The sequence below is a fragment of the Bacteroides sp. AN502(2024) genome, assembly GCF_041227145.1.
GTDB lineage: Bacteria > Bacteroidota > Bacteroidia > Bacteroidales > Bacteroidaceae > Bacteroides.
Genome location: NZ_JBGFSP010000010.1, coordinates 1 through 17,760 on the forward strand (window position 1 = coordinate 1; position 17,760 = coordinate 17,760).

25 protein-coding genes and 1 tRNA gene are annotated in these 17,760 nt (G+C 51.0%); 16 read left to right on the plus strand and 10 right to left on the minus strand.

Annotated features, from left to right (window positions below; genetic code table 11):
* Positions 1-864: 864 nt before the first annotated feature.
* The gene (locus tag AB9N12_RS17715; protein WP_369893298.1) at positions 865-1,299 is read right to left on the minus strand and encodes a helix-turn-helix domain-containing protein; all 435 of its coding nucleotides are present in this window, start codon (positions 1,297-1,299) and stop codon (positions 865-867) included.
* Positions 1,300-1,459: 160 nt separating this feature from the next.
* Here AB9N12_RS17715 and AB9N12_RS17720 point away from each other — a divergent pair, with 160 nt between their 5' ends.
* A complete protein-coding gene (locus tag AB9N12_RS17720) occupies positions 1,460-1,819 on the plus strand; it encodes a hypothetical protein (RefSeq protein ID WP_369893297.1) in 360 nt (119 codons plus the stop codon).
* A gap of 19 nt (positions 1,820-1,838) precedes the next feature.
* On the opposite strand, the gene AB9N12_RS17725 is transcribed toward AB9N12_RS17720, so the two are convergent.
* Positions 1,839-2,174: a hypothetical protein gene (locus AB9N12_RS17725; protein ID WP_369893440.1), complete on the minus strand. Its 336-nt coding sequence runs from the start codon at positions 2,172-2,174 to the stop codon at positions 1,839-1,841.
* A 39-nt stretch (positions 2,175-2,213) separates the two neighbouring features.
* Between AB9N12_RS17725 and AB9N12_RS17730 the strand changes: the two genes are divergently transcribed.
* The 11 genes from AB9N12_RS17730 (at position 2,214) to AB9N12_RS17780 (ending at position 8,289) form a co-directional block, all read left to right on the plus strand.
* A complete protein-coding gene (locus AB9N12_RS17730; protein WP_369893441.1) occupies positions 2,214-4,217 on the plus strand; it encodes a hypothetical protein in 2,004 nt (667 codons plus the stop codon).
* A gap of 245 nt (positions 4,218-4,462) precedes the next feature.
* The gene (locus AB9N12_RS17735) at positions 4,463-5,077 is read left to right on the plus strand and encodes an AAA family ATPase (RefSeq protein ID WP_369893442.1); all 615 of its coding nucleotides are present in this window, start codon (positions 4,463-4,465) and stop codon (positions 5,075-5,077) included.
* Positions 5,078-5,083: 6 nt separating this feature from the next.
* Positions 5,084-5,722 carry an ATP-binding protein gene (locus tag AB9N12_RS17740; RefSeq protein WP_369893293.1) on the plus strand — a complete coding sequence of 213 codons (639 nt, stop codon included), beginning with the start codon at positions 5,084-5,086 and terminating at the stop codon, positions 5,720-5,722.
* A gap of 75 nt (positions 5,723-5,797) precedes the next feature.
* Positions 5,798-6,211, plus strand: coding sequence for a hypothetical protein (locus tag AB9N12_RS17745; protein WP_369893474.1), 414 nt, complete (start codon positions 5,798-5,800; stop codon positions 6,209-6,211).
* Positions 6,183-6,380: a hypothetical protein gene (locus AB9N12_RS17750; RefSeq protein ID WP_369893443.1), complete on the plus strand. Its 198-nt coding sequence runs from the start codon at positions 6,183-6,185 to the stop codon at positions 6,378-6,380. The genes AB9N12_RS17745 and AB9N12_RS17750 overlap by 29 nt, the downstream gene beginning before the upstream one ends.
* Positions 6,380-6,631, plus strand: a complete 252-nt coding sequence (locus AB9N12_RS17755; protein WP_369893444.1) for a hypothetical protein — start codon at positions 6,380-6,382, stop codon at positions 6,629-6,631. Before AB9N12_RS17750 ends, AB9N12_RS17755 begins: the two co-directional genes overlap by 1 nt.
* A gap of 17 nt (positions 6,632-6,648) precedes the next feature.
* Positions 6,649-6,831: a hypothetical protein gene (locus AB9N12_RS17760; RefSeq protein ID WP_369893445.1), complete on the plus strand. Its 183-nt coding sequence runs from the start codon at positions 6,649-6,651 to the stop codon at positions 6,829-6,831.
* 21 nt (positions 6,832-6,852) lie between these two features.
* Positions 6,853-7,092, plus strand: coding sequence for a hypothetical protein (locus tag AB9N12_RS17765; protein WP_369893446.1), 240 nt, complete (start codon positions 6,853-6,855; stop codon positions 7,090-7,092).
* On the plus strand, positions 7,089-7,259 hold the full coding sequence (locus AB9N12_RS17770) for a hypothetical protein (protein WP_369893447.1): 171 nt from the start codon (positions 7,089-7,091) through the stop codon (positions 7,257-7,259). Before AB9N12_RS17765 ends, AB9N12_RS17770 begins: the two co-directional genes overlap by 4 nt.
* A gap of 33 nt (positions 7,260-7,292) precedes the next feature.
* Positions 7,293-7,946 (plus strand): DUF3164 family protein, encoded by a 654-nt coding sequence (locus AB9N12_RS17775; protein ID WP_369893448.1) that lies wholly within the window; start codon positions 7,293-7,295, stop codon positions 7,944-7,946.
* 91 nt (positions 7,947-8,037) lie between these two features.
* Positions 8,038-8,289 carry a hypothetical protein gene (locus tag AB9N12_RS17780; RefSeq protein WP_369893449.1) on the plus strand — a complete coding sequence of 84 codons (252 nt, stop codon included), beginning with the start codon at positions 8,038-8,040 and terminating at the stop codon, positions 8,287-8,289.
* Positions 8,290-8,469: 180 nt separating this feature from the next.
* Here AB9N12_RS17780 and AB9N12_RS17785 read toward each other — a convergent pair whose 3' ends face one another.
* Entirely contained in the window at positions 8,470-8,949 is a 480-nt protein-coding gene (locus AB9N12_RS17785) for a hypothetical protein (RefSeq protein WP_369893450.1), read from the minus strand.
* Positions 8,946-9,404: a phage virion morphogenesis protein gene (locus tag AB9N12_RS17790; RefSeq protein WP_369893451.1), complete on the minus strand. Its 459-nt coding sequence runs from the start codon at positions 9,402-9,404 to the stop codon at positions 8,946-8,948. Before AB9N12_RS17790 ends, AB9N12_RS17785 begins: the two co-directional genes overlap by 4 nt.
* A gap of 52 nt (positions 9,405-9,456) precedes the next feature.
* Between AB9N12_RS17790 and AB9N12_RS17795 the strand changes: the two genes are divergently transcribed.
* Positions 9,457-9,708: a hypothetical protein gene (locus AB9N12_RS17795; RefSeq protein WP_369893452.1), complete on the plus strand. Its 252-nt coding sequence runs from the start codon at positions 9,457-9,459 to the stop codon at positions 9,706-9,708.
* Here the strand turns inward: AB9N12_RS17795 and AB9N12_RS17800 are convergent.
* The 6 genes from AB9N12_RS17800 to AB9N12_RS17825 form a co-directional block, all read right to left on the minus strand.
* Positions 9,670-11,301: a toxin glutamine deamidase domain-containing protein gene (locus AB9N12_RS17800; RefSeq protein WP_369893453.1), complete on the minus strand. Its 1,632-nt coding sequence runs from the start codon at positions 11,299-11,301 to the stop codon at positions 9,670-9,672. The genes AB9N12_RS17795 and AB9N12_RS17800 overlap by 39 nt on opposite strands.
* An 11-nt stretch (positions 11,302-11,312) precedes the next feature.
* On the minus strand, positions 11,313-12,560 hold the full coding sequence (locus AB9N12_RS17805) for a DUF935 family protein (protein ID WP_369893454.1): 1,248 nt from the start codon (positions 12,558-12,560) through the stop codon (positions 11,313-11,315).
* Between the two features lie 91 nt (positions 12,561-12,651).
* Positions 12,652-13,071 carry a hypothetical protein gene (locus tag AB9N12_RS17810; RefSeq protein WP_369893455.1) on the minus strand — a complete coding sequence of 140 codons (420 nt, stop codon included), beginning with the start codon at positions 13,069-13,071 and terminating at the stop codon, positions 12,652-12,654.
* On the minus strand, positions 13,062-13,328 hold the full coding sequence (locus AB9N12_RS17815) for a hypothetical protein (RefSeq protein ID WP_369893456.1): 267 nt from the start codon (positions 13,326-13,328) through the stop codon (positions 13,062-13,064). Before AB9N12_RS17815 ends, AB9N12_RS17810 begins: the two co-directional genes overlap by 10 nt.
* Positions 13,322-14,866 (minus strand): hypothetical protein, encoded by a 1,545-nt coding sequence (locus tag AB9N12_RS17820; protein WP_369893457.1) that lies wholly within the window; start codon positions 14,864-14,866, stop codon positions 13,322-13,324. Before AB9N12_RS17820 ends, AB9N12_RS17815 begins: the two co-directional genes overlap by 7 nt.
* Before the next feature lie 3 nt (positions 14,867-14,869).
* A complete protein-coding gene (locus tag AB9N12_RS17825; RefSeq protein WP_369893458.1) occupies positions 14,870-15,346 on the minus strand; it encodes a terminase in 477 nt (158 codons plus the stop codon).
* Positions 15,347-15,496: 150 nt separating this feature from the next.
* On the opposite strand from AB9N12_RS17825, the gene AB9N12_RS17830 reads away from it, so the two are divergent.
* From AB9N12_RS17830 to AB9N12_RS17840, 3 genes are all read left to right on the plus strand, one after another.
* Positions 15,497-15,570, plus strand: a tRNA-Met gene (locus AB9N12_RS17830).
* An 88-nt stretch (positions 15,571-15,658) separates the two neighbouring features.
* Positions 15,659-16,651, plus strand: a complete 993-nt coding sequence (locus AB9N12_RS17835; protein ID WP_369893459.1) for an HK97 family phage prohead protease — start codon at positions 15,659-15,661, stop codon at positions 16,649-16,651.
* Positions 16,652-16,671: 20 nt separating this feature from the next.
* A complete protein-coding gene (locus tag AB9N12_RS17840; protein ID WP_369893460.1) occupies positions 16,672-17,751 on the plus strand; it encodes a hypothetical protein in 1,080 nt (359 codons plus the stop codon).
* Positions 17,752-17,760 lie beyond the last annotated feature (9 nt).

The window sequence follows — 17,760 nt, forward strand, 5'->3', positions numbered from 1 at the left end:
CGAAAAAAACAGCCATTTTAAAAAGAACTGTTTCTTAATGCCATATTATTGGGGTTTTCTAAAATTCGAGAACTTGGAATCATATGGGCGTGAAAACGAAACGTACAAAAGCATAATACTCGTTTGAGGATATAAGGATTTGATAATTAAATATATAAGTAAAAATAATAGGATAGAGTACTATAAAACGAAACGTACAAAAGGTTTAAGTTGGTTTAGTTTTGGTTTAAGACGAAAGCAAAGTGTTTAAGCAGGTGTTTAATGCGGCTTTGCTTCAGGTTTAATTTGCTTTAATCGCATGGGCGGTCAGGTGGCTTTTTAGAGGCTTTCTGACCGCTTCCTTTTGTTTGGCGGCAATGCTTACAAATGGGCAAGAACTGCGTTAAATGGGGCTTTTGCCCGTATGTCTGTTCGTTTCCTAACATGGAGTCGGTATTGGAAAGGTGAGGTTGCAAATGGAACACAAACACTGTTTAATGGGTATTTAACCGCCTGTTAAATGAGCCTTCGGAAATGATAGAATTAAGGTAGTAAATGTTCGTGTAGGTAGGAGGTAAAATGGTACGTTTCGTTTAAAAAAATAGGTGTTGGGTATAGTGTTGGGTATAGTTATCGGTAGGGGAATACTCCCCCCAAATGGCAAAAATGACTATAAAAAAGCGGCTTTTTCGTGAAAATCTACCCCTTTAATTCCTTTTTGAATATAGGAAAAATAACGGCTATAATCTGTATAAGTAATTGATTATAAATGTTTAACACATGGTTTACTCTCCAAAAATGAAGAAGATAGCTAATCATCATCCTTTTTGCCCCATTTTAGGGATGTCGGCAGTATGAATGTAGACAGTGTGTTGGTGTACCGAATTAGCCGACATTGGCAATAGTATCGGTGTTCGCATTGGTTGCATTTTTTTCAAAACGCTGTTGCATTTGGGCTATGCGCTCACGTAACCGACCAATTTCTTCTGCTTGCTGTACAATTTGAGCGTCTTTTTTTTGGATAAACACATCAAACTGTTGTAGAACGGGAGCAAGTTTATCATTATCTGAAACAAGTACAGGTGCATTTATATCTAAATTACTCACACGCATGTGTCCAATGCCTGTGAGTAGCCACATAGCATTAACATCGAGTATTCTCACGATTTTCTCAAGGACATCTGCTTTAGGCATGATACCTTTGATATAACCGCGTATATTTCCTTCACTTACACCTATTTTATTGGCGAATACGGTATTCTTCCCATTGCCATATTCTTGGACTAACGCCCCGATTCTATCGTGAATTGTTTCGTTCATACATGCATATTTCATTATAAAATTAAATTTATCACGATTTTATTTGATTATTCGTGAGAAATTACGATATTTGCAACGGATTAAAAAATTAACCAGCGCCCAAATATACGAAAAAAAGGTGATATGGTGAATTTAAGGTGTAAAACATAAACAAGCAACAATGAAAAAGTACATTCATGTGACTAAGGAAGATCGTCATTTTTTGGCACAAGCATTCGGAGTGTCGGACGTTACGGTATGGAAAGCGCTCAAATATGAGCAGGACACGAGCACCATTCGGAAAATTCAGTTTCACGCGCTTCAACGTGGTGGTATTCTAATGATTGTTTCCCCCGCAATGGAAACAATGCACGATGCTGACGGCTATATGCGTCAGTATTTCCCCAATGGTGTGATGCTGGAATGCGACAAGAACACGGGGCGTGTGGACATCATCAAGGACGGCAAGCCGGTGAAGAACTACAAAAACGTAATGTTAAACCAGTTTCCTGCCATACAGGCGGAAGCACAAAACCTTTAAGCCATGAGCAAAAACAGGATCAATCGTCAAGGTGGTACTCGAAAACAATCTCAACCCCTTTCTTGTAGGCCAGATTTGAGAATAGAGATTTCATTAGTTCAACCCTTAAATATGCCTGTTCCAGACAGGAATATTGAAAGGATAAAGGCAGCGTCAGGGTGCCTTCTTCATCAAATGAATGTTGTAAATAGTTTGGTTCGGGTGCAAGATCGGACTTTTCCCATACAATCAAGAAAGCCCGAGCCACAACTTGTAGAATGCCTGATATATCAGACAGAAACTCTTCTAAATATTCTCGAACGTTATGTTCTTCCACAGCTGGAGCGGACAAGTGACAGTAAATATTGACTTCCATAAATGTAATTTTAACAACCGCTACAAATATACGCAAATTATGGAATATTACGGTAACACGCTTTGTATAAGCCATGCAGAATTAACGGCAGGCATCATGTCGAAATCTAACCTTAACTACTATGTAAGAGAGGGGAAGATTAAGCAGGTGCAACGTGCCTGTTATGGTACACCCGCGCTGTTTGCCGTTGAAAGCCTGCCATTAAAATACCGCACGGAGGTTTACCGCCGCAACCCCGACTTACAGGAAAAAGCCGACAGCAAGCCTTTCATGGATACAATCACCCCGGACGGACAGGCCATGCGGTTTTATGAGGCCTACGTGCTGCCCGATGGTCGCCATCTCTCCCCCGAGAAGCAGGCGGAATACTCAAACAACTGTGCCATCATGAATGCTTTTCGGCAGTGTATCGAAACCAGCAACAGTCACCGCATGCGTCAGAGCAAACCGCGTGTGAATAAGACGGAGTTCTGGCGCAAGGCCGCGGCAGCCCTGCCTCGCCTGACTGACCGCTTCCCGCACTCGTTACCCGAAAGCGATCGCCGCCTGCAACGCAAGTTCAACGAGTACCTGCACGAGGGTTATGCGTGCTTCATCAGCAAGAAATTCCAGAATATCAACGCCGCAAAGGTGGATGACGAAGACAAGGAAAGCGTTTTAACGGTCATACTTGCGCACCATAACAACCTTGACGACGTAACAATCGCGGGGTATTATAACCGTGAAGCCCGCAAGAACGGCTGGAAAGAGATCACCCCCTCCGCCGTCGGTGTGTGGCGAAAGAAAAAAGACCTTATAATTTCAGTCGGCCGCCGCGGTCTTACGAATTTCCGCAACGAAAAGAGTATGCAAGTGAAGCGCAGCCGTCCGACCGCTCCGTTCCTGATGTGGACGCTTGACGGTTGGGATGTGGAACTGCTCTATCAAAAGACCAAGACGAACAGCAAGGGACACAACGTTGCCAATTACGACAACCGTCTGACGTTGGAGGTGGTGCTTGACCCGTGTATAAATTACCCGATAGGGTATGCCATCGGCACGCACGAGACCCCCGATTTGATAGCCGAAGCACTGCGCAATGCAGCCAAGCACAGCGAGGAGCTTTTCGGGGTCATGCTTCGGGCAAACCAGATACAATGCGACCACTATGCCATTAAGGCCATGACGCCTGTTTATGGCGTGATGGGCAAATTGCTGACCCCCGCCCGCGTGAAGAACGCCAAGTCAAAGGTAATAGAACCGTATTTCGACTACCTGAATGAAACCTACTGTAACAAGTGGAACAACTGGAGCGGCTACGGCGTGACGACGAACCCGAAACGCCAGCCCAATGCGGAAGCCCTGAACAGGCTTCGGCACAGTTTCCCCGACGAGGCAGGCGTCCGCCGCCAGATAGAGGAAATGATACAGGCTGAACGCGCCTTAAAAATAGCGCAGTTCCGCGCATTGATGGAGAACCTGCCGACGGAACGCCGCCTGCCTTTGAACCGTGAGGCGTATCTGTACAGCTTCGGCGCGGCGACAGGCTTCAAGAACGCCATCGAGGGCAGCGGCCTGCGCCCCACGCTTCTGGGTATGAAGCGCGACTATGACTGTTTTGACATCCGTTTCAGGGAACACACGGGAACACGCTGGACGGTCAAGTACGATCCTGACAACCTGCATGAGGTTCTGGCTGTGAATGAAGACGGCACGCTGCGTTTCATGCTGACAGAAAAATACGTGCAGCCGATGGCACTTGCCGACCGAAAGACGGGTGATGCCGCGGAACTTCAAAAGGTGTTTGATTTTAACGAACGGCTGGAGGGGTACGTTCTGGAGAACCTGAATGCCGCTTATGAAAAGGCCGATACGTACATGCGTGAGGATAATACGTTAAACCGCCTACTGTTATGTGACAGCCGCGGCCAGCATAAACTGCCGAAAGCGCAGAAACGTCTGAAAGCTGTTGATGTGGAGGCGATAGAAGTTAAGACGGTGGAAGTTCCCATTATACCGCAGGGCGCACCCTCGACAGATAAAGACGATTATTCAATTTTCTAAAACGAAATAAGATGCAAAAGGACGAAAAACAACAGATTGCCGCACGTCTTAAAGACTACTGCGCGCAGAAAGGCAGCCAAAACAAGGCGGCCAACAGCATGAACGGCGTAAGCGCGGCCACTGTCAGCAAGGTGCTGGCAGGAGATTGGGACACCATCAGCGAGGAAATGTGGCGCACGATAGCCGCCCAGACGGGACACGAGGCAAAAGCGTGGCGCATTGCTGAAACACGCGCGTACAGCCGCATGGGCTTCCTGCTTGACAATGCCCGCGAGGACAGCCTTGTATTGGCCGTTACGGGTGATGCCGGATGCGGTAAGACGGAAGCCATAAAGAACTACGCCGCCGCGCACCGCCACGTTTACCACCTCTGCTGCTCCGAGTATTGGAACCGCCGCACGTTCATGGGCAAGCTGCTGCAATGTATGGGTGTGGACTTCACGGGCAGCACGGTGTCGGATATGATGGACGACATCATCGACACGCTCAAACGCAAGGAAAATCCGCTTGTGGTGCTTGACGAGGCCGACAAACTTTCGGATCAGGTGCTTTATTTCTTTATCAGCCTTTACAACCAGCTGGAGGGACACTGTGGAATCATCCTTTGCGCCACCAATTTTCTGGAGAAGCGCATTAAAAAAGGGCTGCGCACCAAACGCAAGGGGTACGAGGAAATTTACAGCCGCATGGGACGCAAGTTCGTGGAGTTGCAGGTGGTGAACAGCGAGGATGTAGCCGCCATTTGCGTAGCAAACGGCATTACAGCCACGAACGCCATCAACCGCATAGTGGAGGACTGCGAATGTGATTTGCGTCGTGTAAAACGCGCTATTTGGGCTTTGCAAAAGGAGGATAAATAAATAGCTATGGGACGGGCGATAAGCAATAAAAACGTACTGACGGCAAAATTTGAGGTGGCCGACTTTGACGGGGCATTTCTTGCCAGCTTCGGACGGCCGGAACTGCGTGGCGCATGGATAATCTACGGCGGCAGCGGCTCAGGTAAAACCACCTTTGTGATGCAGGTCTGCAAGTACCTTACCCGCTTTCGTCGCGTGGCATATAACAGTCTGGAGCAGGGTTTAAGCCTGTCATTGCAAAAAGCATGGGAGCGCGTGGGCATGGCGGAAGTCGGCAACCGCATTATACTGCTGAATAAAGAACAGCTGAAAGAATTGCGCACCCGTTTGAAGAAGAAACAAAGCCCTGACGTGATTGTGATTGACAGCGTACATTATTTAAGACGCTTCAATATGGATCAGTACCAGACTTTGCGTGACGAGTTCCCCGGCAAACTGTTTATTTTCATTAGCCATGAAAAGGCAGGCCAGCCCAAAGGCACGATGGCACAGAACATCCGCTATGACAGTGAGATAAAAATACGTGTGGAGGGTTACAAGGCATTCGTCACTACCCGTTACGAGGTTGCCGACCTCGGTGAGGGCGGCGCGGACTTCGTGATATGGGAAGCAGGCGCACAGGAGTATTGGATTGATAAAATGTAAAATGATATGACAGAAAACAAAACGATGGATGAAATCCACAGGGATATTTTGAAGAAGTTCCACACCCTTTGCAGCGTGTTGGGGCTGACTGACGCGGAGAAACGCGCCATTGTGGAAAGCTACGGTGTGGAAAGCAGCCGCGACATGGATACCCACGATTTGATAAACGTGTGCGGTCAGCTTTCGGCACAGGTGAATGAAAAGACGGGCGCGGGTGAAATGGACAAACTGCGCAAGCGTGTAATGGCCGCCATCGGCGGCTATCTGAAAGCCACGGGCAAAGAGAGTAACGCCACGGTGATTAAAGGTATTGCCTGCCGTGCCACGGGACACACGGACTTTAACAAGATACCGCGTGAAAGGTTGCGCAATCTGGTGGCCGCGTTCAACAACAAGGTAAAAGACATACAGGCGGTAAATGACATTGCCGACACCCTGTTTATGCAAACACTGTTAGGTCATGGGAACAAAAGACAGGCAAATGCGTAAGGAGCGCAATCTGCGCTACTGGATGCGGAAGAAAGGCTACCTGTTCAACCGTGAACAACGGGTGGTCATACTTCCGGAGGACAGCAAGAACCGCAGTGCGGTACAGGAAAAACGGCTGCGGACATTGGGATATGATTTTCAGTATAATATGTTTCAAACAAATCAGTAATGAATATAAAGAGATTGATAAACGAAGTCGGAAGTTCGTACATCTCATATAGGCAATATTGCGATAAAGTAGCGATAGAAGCTCAAAAGTATATAGATTGGGACAATGATATAGGTTGTGAATACTTCCCTTCTGATGGCGTTTGTCTTACAACGACAGATGCAGATGTTTGTCCGGCTACTGCTTTCTTTAGAGTAATCGAAGAGAAGGGAAAGATTTCTCAATCGGAGTTTAAAAGTATCTGTGTATAACTAATAACAAAACAGGCATGAATAAAATAAAGAATCGCTGGCTTGCTCTACGAGCCTATAAAATCAGAGTTAAACAATACCCTTACAATGAGCTATTGATTGATAGAAACAATCTCGCTTTTGTCCGTAGAGAAAATGACGGAAACCGATGTGATTGTTTCGGGCATTGGCGTAACTATTGGAATACGATGCCATTTTAATAAACTAATAACAAATCAGGTATGAGTGTAAAAAGCGACATCATCAAAGTAACACCTCCTGCATTTGTCGGGGGTGGCAATCTGAAAGAAGACATCATCAGCAGCGGTCATTCGTGCGGGTATTGTCACGGTAACGGCTTCTTTTGGAGTGAAGAACTGCGGGAGCGTGTGAAAAAAGACTGCCCCGTGTGTAACGGTAGCGGTAAACTCGATGCCGTGATAACAATCGAGTGGAAACCATCAAATAATCATCAAAAATGAGAAAACCAACTTATCAACAGGTAATTAGAATGATAGTCGCCATGCCTTTTGCGTTGGTCGCCTTTGTTCTGATATTTTCAGGCATTTTGTTAAAAGCGGCGGGATGCTTGTGCGTGCTGGATTTTACAGCAGCCAAACGTGAAATAGAGCAGATGAACAGCATTTAATCCCTTTTTTAATAACTTCAAAATCCGTTTAATATGGAAAATGTAACAATGACAGCGGAAGAACGCCAAGAATTTGAGGCGTACCGCGCGGAGAAACAAAAGAAAGAAGCTTCGGCACAGCGCAAGCGGCAGCGCGAGAACTACGCCGCGATGGTAGATGACGAACTGCGTACCACACTACCCGTCCTCCAAGAGTTGAGCGAACAGATTAAGACGGTCAAGAACACCGTTTTCGGCAACTTCGACGCCATTCTGAGAATGAAGTCGGAGGTTCTGGGACTGACGAAAGACGACCAGCGCAGCCATACGTTTACCTCCGGCGACAGCAAACTGCGTCTTACCCTCGGTGTGAACACCATCGACGGTTACCGTGACACGGTGGAGGACGGCATCTCAATGGTCAAGGAATATATTGAAAGCCTTGCCAAAGATGAAACGAGCAAAGCCCTTGTGAATGCCGTGCTGCGTCTGCTTTCCCGTGACCAAAGCGGGAACATCAAGGCCAGCCGCGTGCTCCAGCTCCGTAAGATGGCCGAGGAAACGGGCAACGAGCGTTTTATCGAGGGTGTGCAAATCATCGAGGAAAGCTACCAGCCCACCGAAACAAAGAAATACATTCGTGCTGAATATAAAAACGAAAAGGGTGCTTGGGTAAATATTCCGCTCGGCATGACCGACGTGGAATAAAAAGCCGCGCCGGCTCCATCTGCTAAAATACAGCGAACCGGCGCAAAGCCTTTGCAAAAGGACATTTGCAAAGGTAATAAAAAGGAAGCAGATGGAGAAACGAAAACACCACGAAAGTACCATAGAGCGCATAAGGATGGTTCGAGCCATTACCGAGCGTTACTATGAAAGCGGCAATCAGGCACGATGTTACAAGGCCGTATGGCGGCAGCATATTTTCCCGACGTTCAAAATCTGCTATCGCACCTACATGAATTATTTAGGCATAGCGACCCCTCCGCCCGTGCAGCAGCCGAAGCAACTCACCTTGTGGGATGCACTCAATGAAAGCCCCTCGATCTGAACGCGGGGCTTTTTCTTATCCTTTCCGCAGCGTCGGGGCAATCCCCGTCACTTGCGCGGCAGAAAGTGTTGTTCGAAACGGAGCCAATACAGATATCTCTGATACTCCTTACCCAATTCATTACAGTATAAGAAAGACATCGTCCGGCTACTGGAAATTTAGGAGGTTTTAGTCTCCAATCTATGTTATTCTCAGTTTAACCGAATTTATCTGAACATTTTTCGGTATTGCCGTTATGTCCTGTGCGCTGGTGATGTACCGCTCGACACTTTCCATCAGTTCCGCGTGGTCGTGGTTAGTCGCCGAGGTGGTCAGCTGGAACCCTGAAAAGTTATCCCCCCGCAGCCCCTGCATGGCAGTGTTTATTTGGTCTATCAAATCAAGAAACTCCAGCGCGTCGGACATTTTCGGGTCGGCAGCCCCGTGTGTGCCGATGGCGCGTGTCACCAGATGCAGGCGCACGGCCACGTCTCCGCGTCGTGCGCCGTTGTTCTGCTGCCGCCACTCTATCGGCTCGAACTCCACGAACACGGCAGGCAAAGGCCACACCGCGCCGCCGTTAAGCGTCTGGACGTTGTTGTTCCACAGGTCTATAAACTGAATATCCGGCACGCGCTCGGTAAGACGTACGCAAATGGCCTGAAAAATTTGTTTTCTCATTTCCTTATGAATTTAGACAGTTGCATGTTGAAATCCGCGACGTTATCCGCGATGACATCCTTTATTATTTCCTGTGTCCGTCTGCCGTCGCCCACGAACTGACGCTGCGGCATGGTGAACTTTCGCATGTGCGCCCTTACCGTGTATTGCTTCCCTTTTTTGCTGGTTCGTGTATGTTGGCGGACAGGCTTTGTCCCCGTTCCGCCCTCATTGTGTATGGCTGCGTATGGGACTGCGGAAGTGAACCGCACGCCATTGTCCCGCACTTCTGCCTTGATGCTTCGGCGCATTGTTCCTGTAACCATCAGCAGCGACCCTTTCGCGTTGGGGTTGGCTCGGCGTTTCCATTTCTTTGTAAAAAACGCTTTCCGCTCGAAGTTCTTGTCGAACTCGTCGGAAAGTTCCACTCGCATATCGTCCAATATGTTCTTTTTAAGTTGTTCCCCGTCTATCATTTTGGGTGTGATTTTTATAGTTAAACAAAAAATAATTCGTACATTTGCCGATATGAAGAAAATTCCGCAAATAGTCAAGGATGCGGCACGTGATTTGATTAAAATGTACGGCGACGCCATCGACTACCTCGGCAAGTACGAGGGGGCGGATGCTTATATGTACCACTTCCCAGACGACAGCTGTACGGGTTATCCGTTTGTCTATCTTGTAAAAGACGGCAAGGTGGATATTGTAACAGAAAGCCCAGCATTATACATTATCGGGTTATTTGTTGAAAATGTCGATGAACCCGATGTTGAATAACTTGTTGTCAATTCTCATTATCCCGCGGCATACATGATTTTTAGTCGCACCCTCGTTTGCTAGATATTCGAGGTTTTTCCATTCATAACCTGACCCCTCGGAATTATCTGCCTGCGGTTCGATATACCGCAATGTGCCATCGGTAAATCGCTGTAATATGGTAGCGTGTCCGCCTCCGCCTTTCCATCCGATTGACAATTCATATACGCCGACCTCCTTACACACTTCATCAAAAAATTGCAAATACCGTTTGGGCGTTACTTTCTGGTAGCCTTTTGCCTCCAGCCATCCGTTCAGGCTGGTATGTTGTGCGGGTGTCCCGTCTGTATTTTTCCACGCTTCCCAACATTGCATACCGCGGCTTAAATATTCCAATTTCGAGCCGCGTGTGTTCGGCTTTGCTGTCACATTAAATCCCATCAGCCGCAACGCATAGGCAGAGGCGCACGTCTGGCAGTTTATGGCGTTAGGTTCATCCCTTTTTTGGTCGTATGCAGGATTAAGCCTGTAACGTGCGTGCTTATCCCGATACATTCCCTTTTCGTCAATCAGGTATTTCGGCACATAGGCAGGGTTTGCGCTTTGTTTGTCGGCTTCCTCCATAGTCATAGGCTTTTCGGCCATGATACCCAAAGCCTGCTCCAGTTCGTAGTTGTTTGCCGCGATAGCATCTTTTTCCGTGTCTGTAAGGGTGTCAGGCAACTGATCCCGCAACGTTCCGATGCGTTTTTCCTTGATGGCTTCCTCTGTCACCTGTTCGATAACCTTTTTTGCTTCGGTGGGAGCTTTGAAATACGGGTGCTTTGGCGGGAACAGTTGCAGCGACTTTCCGGCGTTGTACCTGAAAACGGCTTTTTTCGCCCCCTCCGTACAGTTCTGCCCGCGCTTCATGGCCAGTTCGGGGTCGGATGCTGGATATTTGTTCTTGCGTACCTGCACGGCCGTACACCGGCAGTTCCAGCCGTTCGGTGGCAGGAACATGTCCCAGAACGGGTCGGACGGCGGCAGCGTCGTGCCGTTGAGTATGGCGTGTTCCTCGCGCACCTTGTCGTCGCCCGCCGTGCGGTACTGCAGGTTGTAACGGTCGCCGTCCCGCTCGAAGTCGTGCCATTTGGCCGCCATCTGCGCCGCCCCGAGCGCGTGGTTGTATTCCGCGTACAGGTAATTGTGGTTGTACTGTGCGTTAATCCGCCTTACGTCCGTCAGGAAGTCATTAAACGGCTTGATGTCGCCCTTTTCCGTCAGCATCGACAGCCCCACTTCACGCAGCGCGTGGAACGTCTTGAATCCCGAAAACACAAAAGCGTTGTTTTCGAGGGCGTAACGTATGGTGTCGGGTACTTCATGGGGCAGCGCGCAGCCTACGGCCGTATCGAGCACACGCAGCGTCTCTTTAATGAGAGCCTGCGCCTGCGGTTCTGCCAGGCATGAAACGTCAAATCCCCCGTTCCGGTACACCGTCTTTGCCGCGTCGTCAAACAGGGCATCGTCGAAATCAAACGGGCGGTCGTCCTCGGCCAGTGTCAGCTGTTCGCGCCCGTATAGCGAGCGCAACGCCGCATTGAACGCCCTGTACTCCCCGCGCAGCCCCACACCCGTGGGGCTTACCCGAAAAAAGCGTCAGGCTGTGTTTTTGCTTGGCGCACGCCCGTTATGGGAATGTTGTAGTTATCGACGAAATACTGCGGGTCAATCTCGTAATATTCGAGCAGCAGGCGTTCCTCCTCGCGCCTTTCGGCAGGGCTGAACGATGCCGCGTCGTCCCATTGGAACGTCAGCCCCTGCACGGGAAAACCGTGCCGCACCATGAGGGGCAGCAGCTTGTCGTTTACGACGTTCTCCACCATCTTTGCGTCGGCCTTTACCACGTCCTCGAAAATTTCGAGGTGCGTTTCCGACTGTGACAGGGACGACCCGCTGTCGATGGTCATTGTCTGCATCAGCGTACCTTTCGACAGTTCGCTGTTGCACCTGTCCACGCGCTTGTCATAAACATTGTAAGCGTCCCCGCGGCTGCTTTCCTTGATTTCGATGTCCGTGCCCTCCGGAAACAACGCCCAGAACGCCGCGCCCATCCTGTCCAGCGACCCCTCTATGCGTCGGCGTTCCGCCTCGTCGGTGGTGTTGGTACGCGCCACACGCATGGGCGCGCCAAATATCTCGCCGAACATGTCCCAGAACGCCAGCATGTTTTTCTTGCTTATGCAGGACGGCGCGCATTTGAGGAGCAGCCCCAAGTCTTTGGGCTTTCCCACTTCCACGCACCAGAGGGACAAATCCCCGTCGCGGTACGGTATTCCCGTTCGCCGGTCGGCGGCGGGTTCCGGCGTAATGACCCCGTATTCGGGGCATACATGCTTGCGCGGCACAAGTTCCACGCCCTCGAAGCGCATCCCGTTCCCGTCCGACACGATGTCGCCCAGCTGTATGAGGCTGTGCCCCCAGAAACGGCTGTCCAGCGCGAGGTCGCAGAAGTCGCCAAACCATTCCCTTTGCAGCAGTCTGGTGGCGTCCGCCTTTTCCTTTCCGTCCTTTCCCACCAGTCGGAAATCCTTTTGCAGCGTCTTGCCTTTCCGCTGTCCGATACACCCCGTCAGATGGAGATCCACGAGGCAGTCGGTATAAATGTCGTACAGCCGCGCGCGGTTGGGCGTGTCTATGCTTATGGCGGCCTGCCATGCCTGCCGCCATGTCGCAATATCTTTCTTTGTCAGGCTGTCCGTCTGCTGCATCAGCTGCGCGGTCAGTTTTAGCCCCTGTCTGCTTTTGGCAAACCGTATCAGCCTGTCCATGTCCGCCTCGGTGTATGTGCGCCGCGTGAAAGCCTGTTTAATACTACTGATTAAGTCCATTTAAGAAGTGATTAAATACCGTTTAACTTTGTTGAATATCGGCTGCGTCCGGCAAATCAAACAAGTTTGTTTGCACTCACTTGCACGATATTTAATAATCGTATCTGTTTGGTGGCATAGAGCCGTAACGGACGGGGTTGTGTGCGTCCGTTTCCCCGTCCGTGCCTGTGTATGTCGGCAGGTCCGGCGACGCTTTGGAGTTCTGGACGTCGCGCAGCCATTTCACCGAATCGTTGTACAGGCATTCGCGCCTTTCGTGTCCCATGTTCTGCGGCAGGCGATGGATCATCAGCCAAAGGGTGATGTTTACCATGCACTGCACCAGCATGGCATTACGCTGTTCTCCCTCGGCGGCAAATGCCTGCCGCATGTCGTATCGGTGTCGAGTGTAGCTGCAAATCTGCTCCATCGCCGCCCGTTCCGCCGTGAGGCGTTCCGCTTCGCTGGCCGTCACCTGCTCGAACTCGAAGCTGTCGCACACACTCTTGTAGTCTTCAATTGTCAGGAACATGGCGTCTGCTTTTTTGAGTAGTCAGGATTGGCGACATACAGCGCGCATTTTTCGGCTTTCTCGGCCGTGAACCCCTCCCTGAAACGGTGCCGGCGTATCAGTTCTTTAATGCCCTGCATGGAAACCACAACGGGCTTTCCGCCGAATACGACCACCAGAAATTTTTTCCCGTACAGTGCGGCGTCGCTGGCCGCTTTTTTCTTGGCGCGTTTCAGCCGCCATTCAAATACAAGTGCTTTGAAATACTTTCTTACCATGATACATTTTTTGCATTGTTCCGCCTGCCGAATGACGGAGTGAAACTACTAATCCGTGAGTGCTTTTGAAGCAGTGATATTGCGCCCTCGTCGGCATCGGGCGCGTCGTCATGCCCCCGCATCCCTTTCTGGAATGCGAGGGTCTGTTCCAGTCCCGTGAGCATGTCGGGGTCTTGTTTCTGGCTTTCGTCGTAAAAGACAAAGCCGCGTTCCCAGTTTGCCGCGCTGCTTTCGATACGCAGGAACTTGTCGGGCTTCTTGCGCTTGTCCCCCAGAATAGGCAGCTGGTAGCCGCGTAAATCACCCTCCGTCTTGAAATCTTTCAGAATTTCCTCCTGCATGAAACCCGCCTCCATGTAGAACTTTATCGCGATACCCGTTTCCTGTGCCCACTCGAACAGGTCATAACACCACCGCACCATTTCGGGAATGGTGGCCTGCCTGACGAACGCACGCAGCTGCCACAGCTGCGTTTTGCGTTTTCCCCAAAGTTTTGCCGCCTTGTAGTCATTCTTTATGCTGCTTTTCCACGCGGGGTCAATGTAGAGGATAAGTTCTTCAAACTCTTTCCAATTGGGACGTGTCGCCCATTTAATCCAGTCCTGACGGAACACCGCGCCCTCGGTGATGGGGTTGTTCATGTACTCCTTTTGGAACGAGCGATACCCCTGAAACCTCTCGATGGCTTTCACCTCGTCAGGCGTCCATTTGGCCGCCCATGATACATTGCCGTCCTTATCCCAAATGTTCACCTGTGAGACGTGTACCCCGTCGATGGCGCAGAAGTTCGCCAGCACGCTGTTCTTTGAAATGAGGTTGCCCACCATGATAAAGCGTCCGCGTCCGCCATCCAGCGCGCCGAACAGGGCTTCTTTCACCCAATTTGTAAGACGGTTCACACGTGCGGGGCTTTCGCACAGTTCGTCGTCGTCGAGGTCGTCAATGACGATGTAATCGGGTCGGTGGCTTCGGTAACGCAGACCGCGCGGCGACTGCCCGCGTCCGCGTGCGAAGAATGCCGTACCGTCCTTTGTCACAAACTCTCCCTCCTCCCATGAACCGTTGTTGTACTGCTGCCCGAAGTCGTGAATATACCGCTGGTTGAACTGTAATTCCGCCTGAATGTCTGCCAGCAGCGTGTTTGCGTTGTCCTCGCTTTTGCCCACCAGCACCATGACGTTAAGCTGGTGTATTTCCTGACATTTCAGCCACAGGGGTATGAAAATATCCAGATGGGTGGACTTTGCCGCGCCGCGATGCCATTTGAACGCCGCCTTCAGGTTGCGTTCTTTCAGCACCTTGTTCGCCGCCTTGATATGGAACGGCGCACAGGGCGTCTGTTTTCCCGTTTCAGGGTTTACGGTGTAGTGGGGGAAATAATAATCCACGAAAGCGGCATAGTCGGAGCGCACGCGCCTGATACGCGCTATTTTCTCCCTTGCCGTTTCCGTGGTATTCACCTGCGTGGCCTGCTGCACCGTCTCGCAGTGCTTCCGCCACCTTTCGACCGCTTCCCTTAATTCCCCTTTTGAAGCCATAGGCTATTGGTTAAATTTGTTCTGCAACAATTCGTTGATATACAGGTCGTGATACTTGTTGATGGTTTTGAGCAGTTCGGGGGTAATCCCCTCGTCGAACGACATGCGGAACCGCATCCACTTGCTGAACGCCATAAATACCTCTATCACGTCCACGATGGACGCTTTTTTGTCGAGGCGTTCGATGGTCGTTGAAAGTTTCGCCAGCTTATCGCCCAGCCCCGCCATCGCTTCGGGGTCGTCGCTTTCATTTACCCGCTCGATAAGTTTGTCAATGGTATGCAGCAACTTGTTCACCAGTTCGGGGCGTGTGATGTTGGACGCCGCCCGTTGTTCCTGCCAGCCGTTCTCGGTCACCCATTTGTTAATCGTTACGGCCGACACTCCGACCTTTTCCGCGATCACCTTTTGCGTTTCCCCCTGCATGAAAAGCAGGCGCGCATACTCTTTTTTCTCTTCGAGTTCCTTTTTCGTTGCCATTCATAAATTAAATATTAAACCTACCCCAAAACGGGGCTTTTGTTTCTGCAAAAGTGGCACTATCGAGCGACTGCAAGAAAAAGATATGCAAAGTTTTACACTCTTTTTGCCCACGTTTGCCGAAATCCGAAAATTTGCACCGTCAGACATCGCGGGGTAGAGCAGACGGCCAGCTCGTGAGGTTCATTCCCTCAAGGTCGCGGGTTCGAGTCCCGCCCCCGCTACAATGGTATTTTTAAGGTAAGACGATTGTTTCAGTTGCGGGCGGTAGTGTGATGCACACAGACGCCGCCCGCTTTTTAAGACAGACAAATGGCAAAAGAAGTAATCATAAGCACCAGCGGCCTGAACTGTTACGGCGGTCGCGTGCTGACATCAGGCATAGACCTGACACAGTTCCGGAAAAACCCGCTGCTGTTGTGGATGCACCGCCGCAGCCTAGACCGTGACGCCATGCCTATCGGCCGCATCGACAACCTGCGCACGGACGGCGACCGCCTTATCGGTACGCCCGTGTTCGACCGGAACGACGAGTTCGCCAAAAAGATAGAAAGCAAGTGGGAGAACGGTTTTCTGCGCATGGCTTCGGCGGGCATCGAAATCATCGAGACCAGCGACGCGCCCGAATATCTGCTGCAAGGTCAGACACGGCGCACCATCACCCGTTGCAGGCTGGAAGAGGTCAGCATCGTGGACATGGGCGGCAACGACGAAGCCTTGCAACTTTACGACAACAGCGGCAAAATGCTGAAACTTGCCGCGGGCGAGGACAACGACGCATTGCCCCTGCTTGCACCCGAAAAGAAAGACGATCGGACGGGAACTACTCCCGCCGGTAAAACGAATAATCAAACCAATAAATCAACTCAAAGCATGAACAAAGAAATTTTGCAGTTGCTCGGCCTGTCGGAAACAGCCACCGAGCAGGAGGCAGCGGGCGCGCTCCGCCTGCTGAAAGAAAAGGCCGACAAGGTGGAAACGCTCCAGCTTGCCGGCATTACGGCCGTTGTGGACGGTGCAATCGCCGAGAAGCGTATCACGGCTGATAAAAAGGCGCATTTCGTGAATATCGGCAAGGCTGCCGGCATCGACAGCCTGCGCGAGACCCTTTCTCTTATGCAGCCCGTCAGGAAGCCCACAGAGGTAATCCGCCAGACCGACACACCGCGAGACGACGAACCGAAGACCTACGCCAAACTGTCGGATGTCCCTGCCGCCGAGATGGAAAAGCTGCGCGAGGAAAAGCCGCAGGATTACGAACGCCTGTACAAAGCCGAGTACGGGCATGGCATCCCGAAGAAATAACCATTTAACAACCAACAACAATGAGATTTTTTAAGTATCTGTTTACGGCCGTTTTGGCCTTGATTGCGTCCGTCGCCCTGAACAGTGCGGCGGGTGCGACGCTCGCCTGCGTGGCGGGCTTTTCCCCTGCCGCCGGTGTGGTGGCGGGTAACGTGGCGGGCTTGCTGGCACGTGTCGCCCTGCCGCAGGGGTGCGCCTGTGAAACCGTGTTCACTGAAATCTGGACGGGTGAAATGATTAAGGCGTTCCGCACGGCCGCCGAAAGCCTCGGATGGTATGACCGGATCAAGAGTTACGACCAGTACGTCGATAACGACGTTATCCACTTCACCGAACTGGGCGGCGACCCCGACGTGCTGGTGAACAACACCACCTATCCGTTGAACATTCAGGAACTCAAAGACGCGGACAAGCCTGTTCCGCTGGATCGTTTCGACACCACGGCCACGCCCGTGACCGATGACGAACTGCACGCTTGCAGCTATGACAAGATGGCAAGCGTACAGGAACGCCACCGTGAGGCACTGAAAGAGAAATGTATGCAGAAAGCCATCCATGCCATCGCACCCGCCGAAAATAAGACGACGTCGCCCGTGCTGGTGACTACGGGAGCCGATGACGGCACGCGCAAAAAGTTCACCGCCGCCGACCTGCTCGCGTTGAAACGCAAGTTTGACGGGATGGGAATACCGAAGAAAGACCGTGTGCTGGTCATGTGCGGCGACCATGTGAACGACCTGCTGGAAACCGACCAGAAGTTCAAGGAACACTACAACATCAACCAGACCGAGGGCAAAATCTGCCGCCTGTACGGCTTCGACATCTACGAATATGACGGCACGCCGCATTACAACGCCACCACGAAGAAAAAACTCGCATGGGGCGCGGCTACCGCCGACACCGACATGCAGGCTTCCGTGGCGTTCTACGTCGGCCGCATGATGAAAGCCAACGGCTCGGTACAGTTCTACCACAGCGAGGCGTCGAAAGACCCGCTTTATCACCGCAACCTCGTGAACTTCCGCAAATGGGGTATCTGCCTGCCGCTTTCCGACAAAAACTGCACGGCGGCCGTTATCAGCGCGAAGACTGCGGCTTAAAGAGACGTG

Excerpts from the sequence above, each read along its gene's own strand:
- AB9N12_RS17725 (WP_369893440.1), bottom strand. The coding sequence starts at position 2,174 with ATGGAAGTCAATATTTACTGTCACTTGTCCGCTCCAGCTGTGGAAGAA.
- AB9N12_RS17730 (WP_369893441.1), top strand. The coding sequence starts at position 2,214 with ATGGAATATTACGGTAACACGCTTTGTATAAGCCATGCAGAATTAACG.
- AB9N12_RS17805 (WP_369893454.1), bottom strand. The coding sequence starts at position 12,560 with ATGGACTTAATCAGTAGTATTAAACAGGCTTTCACGCGGCGCACATAC.
- AB9N12_RS17740 (WP_369893293.1), top strand. The coding sequence starts at position 5,084 with ATGGGACGGGCGATAAGCAATAAAAACGTACTGACGGCAAAATTTGAG.
- AB9N12_RS17815 (WP_369893456.1), bottom strand. The coding sequence starts at position 13,328 with ATGGTAAGAAAGTATTTCAAAGCACTTGTATTTGAATGGCGGCTGAAA.
- AB9N12_RS17825 (WP_369893458.1), bottom strand. The coding sequence starts at position 15,346 with ATGGCAACGAAAAAGGAACTCGAAGAGAAAAAAGAGTATGCGCGCCTG.
- AB9N12_RS17790 (WP_369893451.1), bottom strand. The coding sequence starts at position 9,404 with ATGATAGACGGGGAACAACTTAAAAAGAACATATTGGACGATATGCGA.
- AB9N12_RS17765 (WP_369893446.1), top strand. The coding sequence starts at position 6,853 with ATGAGTGTAAAAAGCGACATCATCAAAGTAACACCTCCTGCATTTGTC.
- AB9N12_RS17755 (WP_369893444.1), top strand. The coding sequence starts at position 6,380 with ATGAATATAAAGAGATTGATAAACGAAGTCGGAAGTTCGTACATCTCA.
- AB9N12_RS17840 (WP_369893460.1), top strand. The coding sequence starts at position 16,672 with ATGAGATTTTTTAAGTATCTGTTTACGGCCGTTTTGGCCTTGATTGCG.
- AB9N12_RS17810 (WP_369893455.1), bottom strand. The coding sequence starts at position 13,071 with ATGTTCCTGACAATTGAAGACTACAAGAGTGTGTGCGACAGCTTCGAG.
- AB9N12_RS17715 (WP_369893298.1), bottom strand. The coding sequence starts at position 1,299 with ATGAACGAAACAATTCACGATAGAATCGGGGCGTTAGTCCAAGAATAT.
- AB9N12_RS17720 (WP_369893297.1), top strand. The coding sequence starts at position 1,460 with ATGAAAAAGTACATTCATGTGACTAAGGAAGATCGTCATTTTTTGGCA.
- AB9N12_RS17835 (WP_369893459.1), top strand. The coding sequence starts at position 15,659 with ATGGCAAAAGAAGTAATCATAAGCACCAGCGGCCTGAACTGTTACGGC.
- AB9N12_RS17775 (WP_369893448.1), top strand. The coding sequence starts at position 7,293 with ATGGAAAATGTAACAATGACAGCGGAAGAACGCCAAGAATTTGAGGCG.
- AB9N12_RS17750 (WP_369893443.1), top strand. The coding sequence starts at position 6,183 with ATGGGAACAAAAGACAGGCAAATGCGTAAGGAGCGCAATCTGCGCTAC.
- AB9N12_RS17735 (WP_369893442.1), top strand. The coding sequence starts at position 4,463 with ATGGGCTTCCTGCTTGACAATGCCCGCGAGGACAGCCTTGTATTGGCC.
- AB9N12_RS17760 (WP_369893445.1), top strand. The coding sequence starts at position 6,649 with ATGAATAAAATAAAGAATCGCTGGCTTGCTCTACGAGCCTATAAAATC.
- AB9N12_RS17820 (WP_369893457.1), bottom strand. The coding sequence starts at position 14,866 with ATGGCTTCAAAAGGGGAATTAAGGGAAGCGGTCGAAAGGTGGCGGAAG.
- AB9N12_RS17785 (WP_369893450.1), bottom strand. The coding sequence starts at position 8,949 with ATGAGAAAACAAATTTTTCAGGCCATTTGCGTACGTCTTACCGAGCGC.
- AB9N12_RS17770 (WP_369893447.1), top strand. The coding sequence starts at position 7,089 with ATGAGAAAACCAACTTATCAACAGGTAATTAGAATGATAGTCGCCATG.
- AB9N12_RS17795 (WP_369893452.1), top strand. The coding sequence starts at position 9,457 with ATGAAGAAAATTCCGCAAATAGTCAAGGATGCGGCACGTGATTTGATT.
- AB9N12_RS17780 (WP_369893449.1), top strand. The coding sequence starts at position 8,038 with ATGGAGAAACGAAAACACCACGAAAGTACCATAGAGCGCATAAGGATG.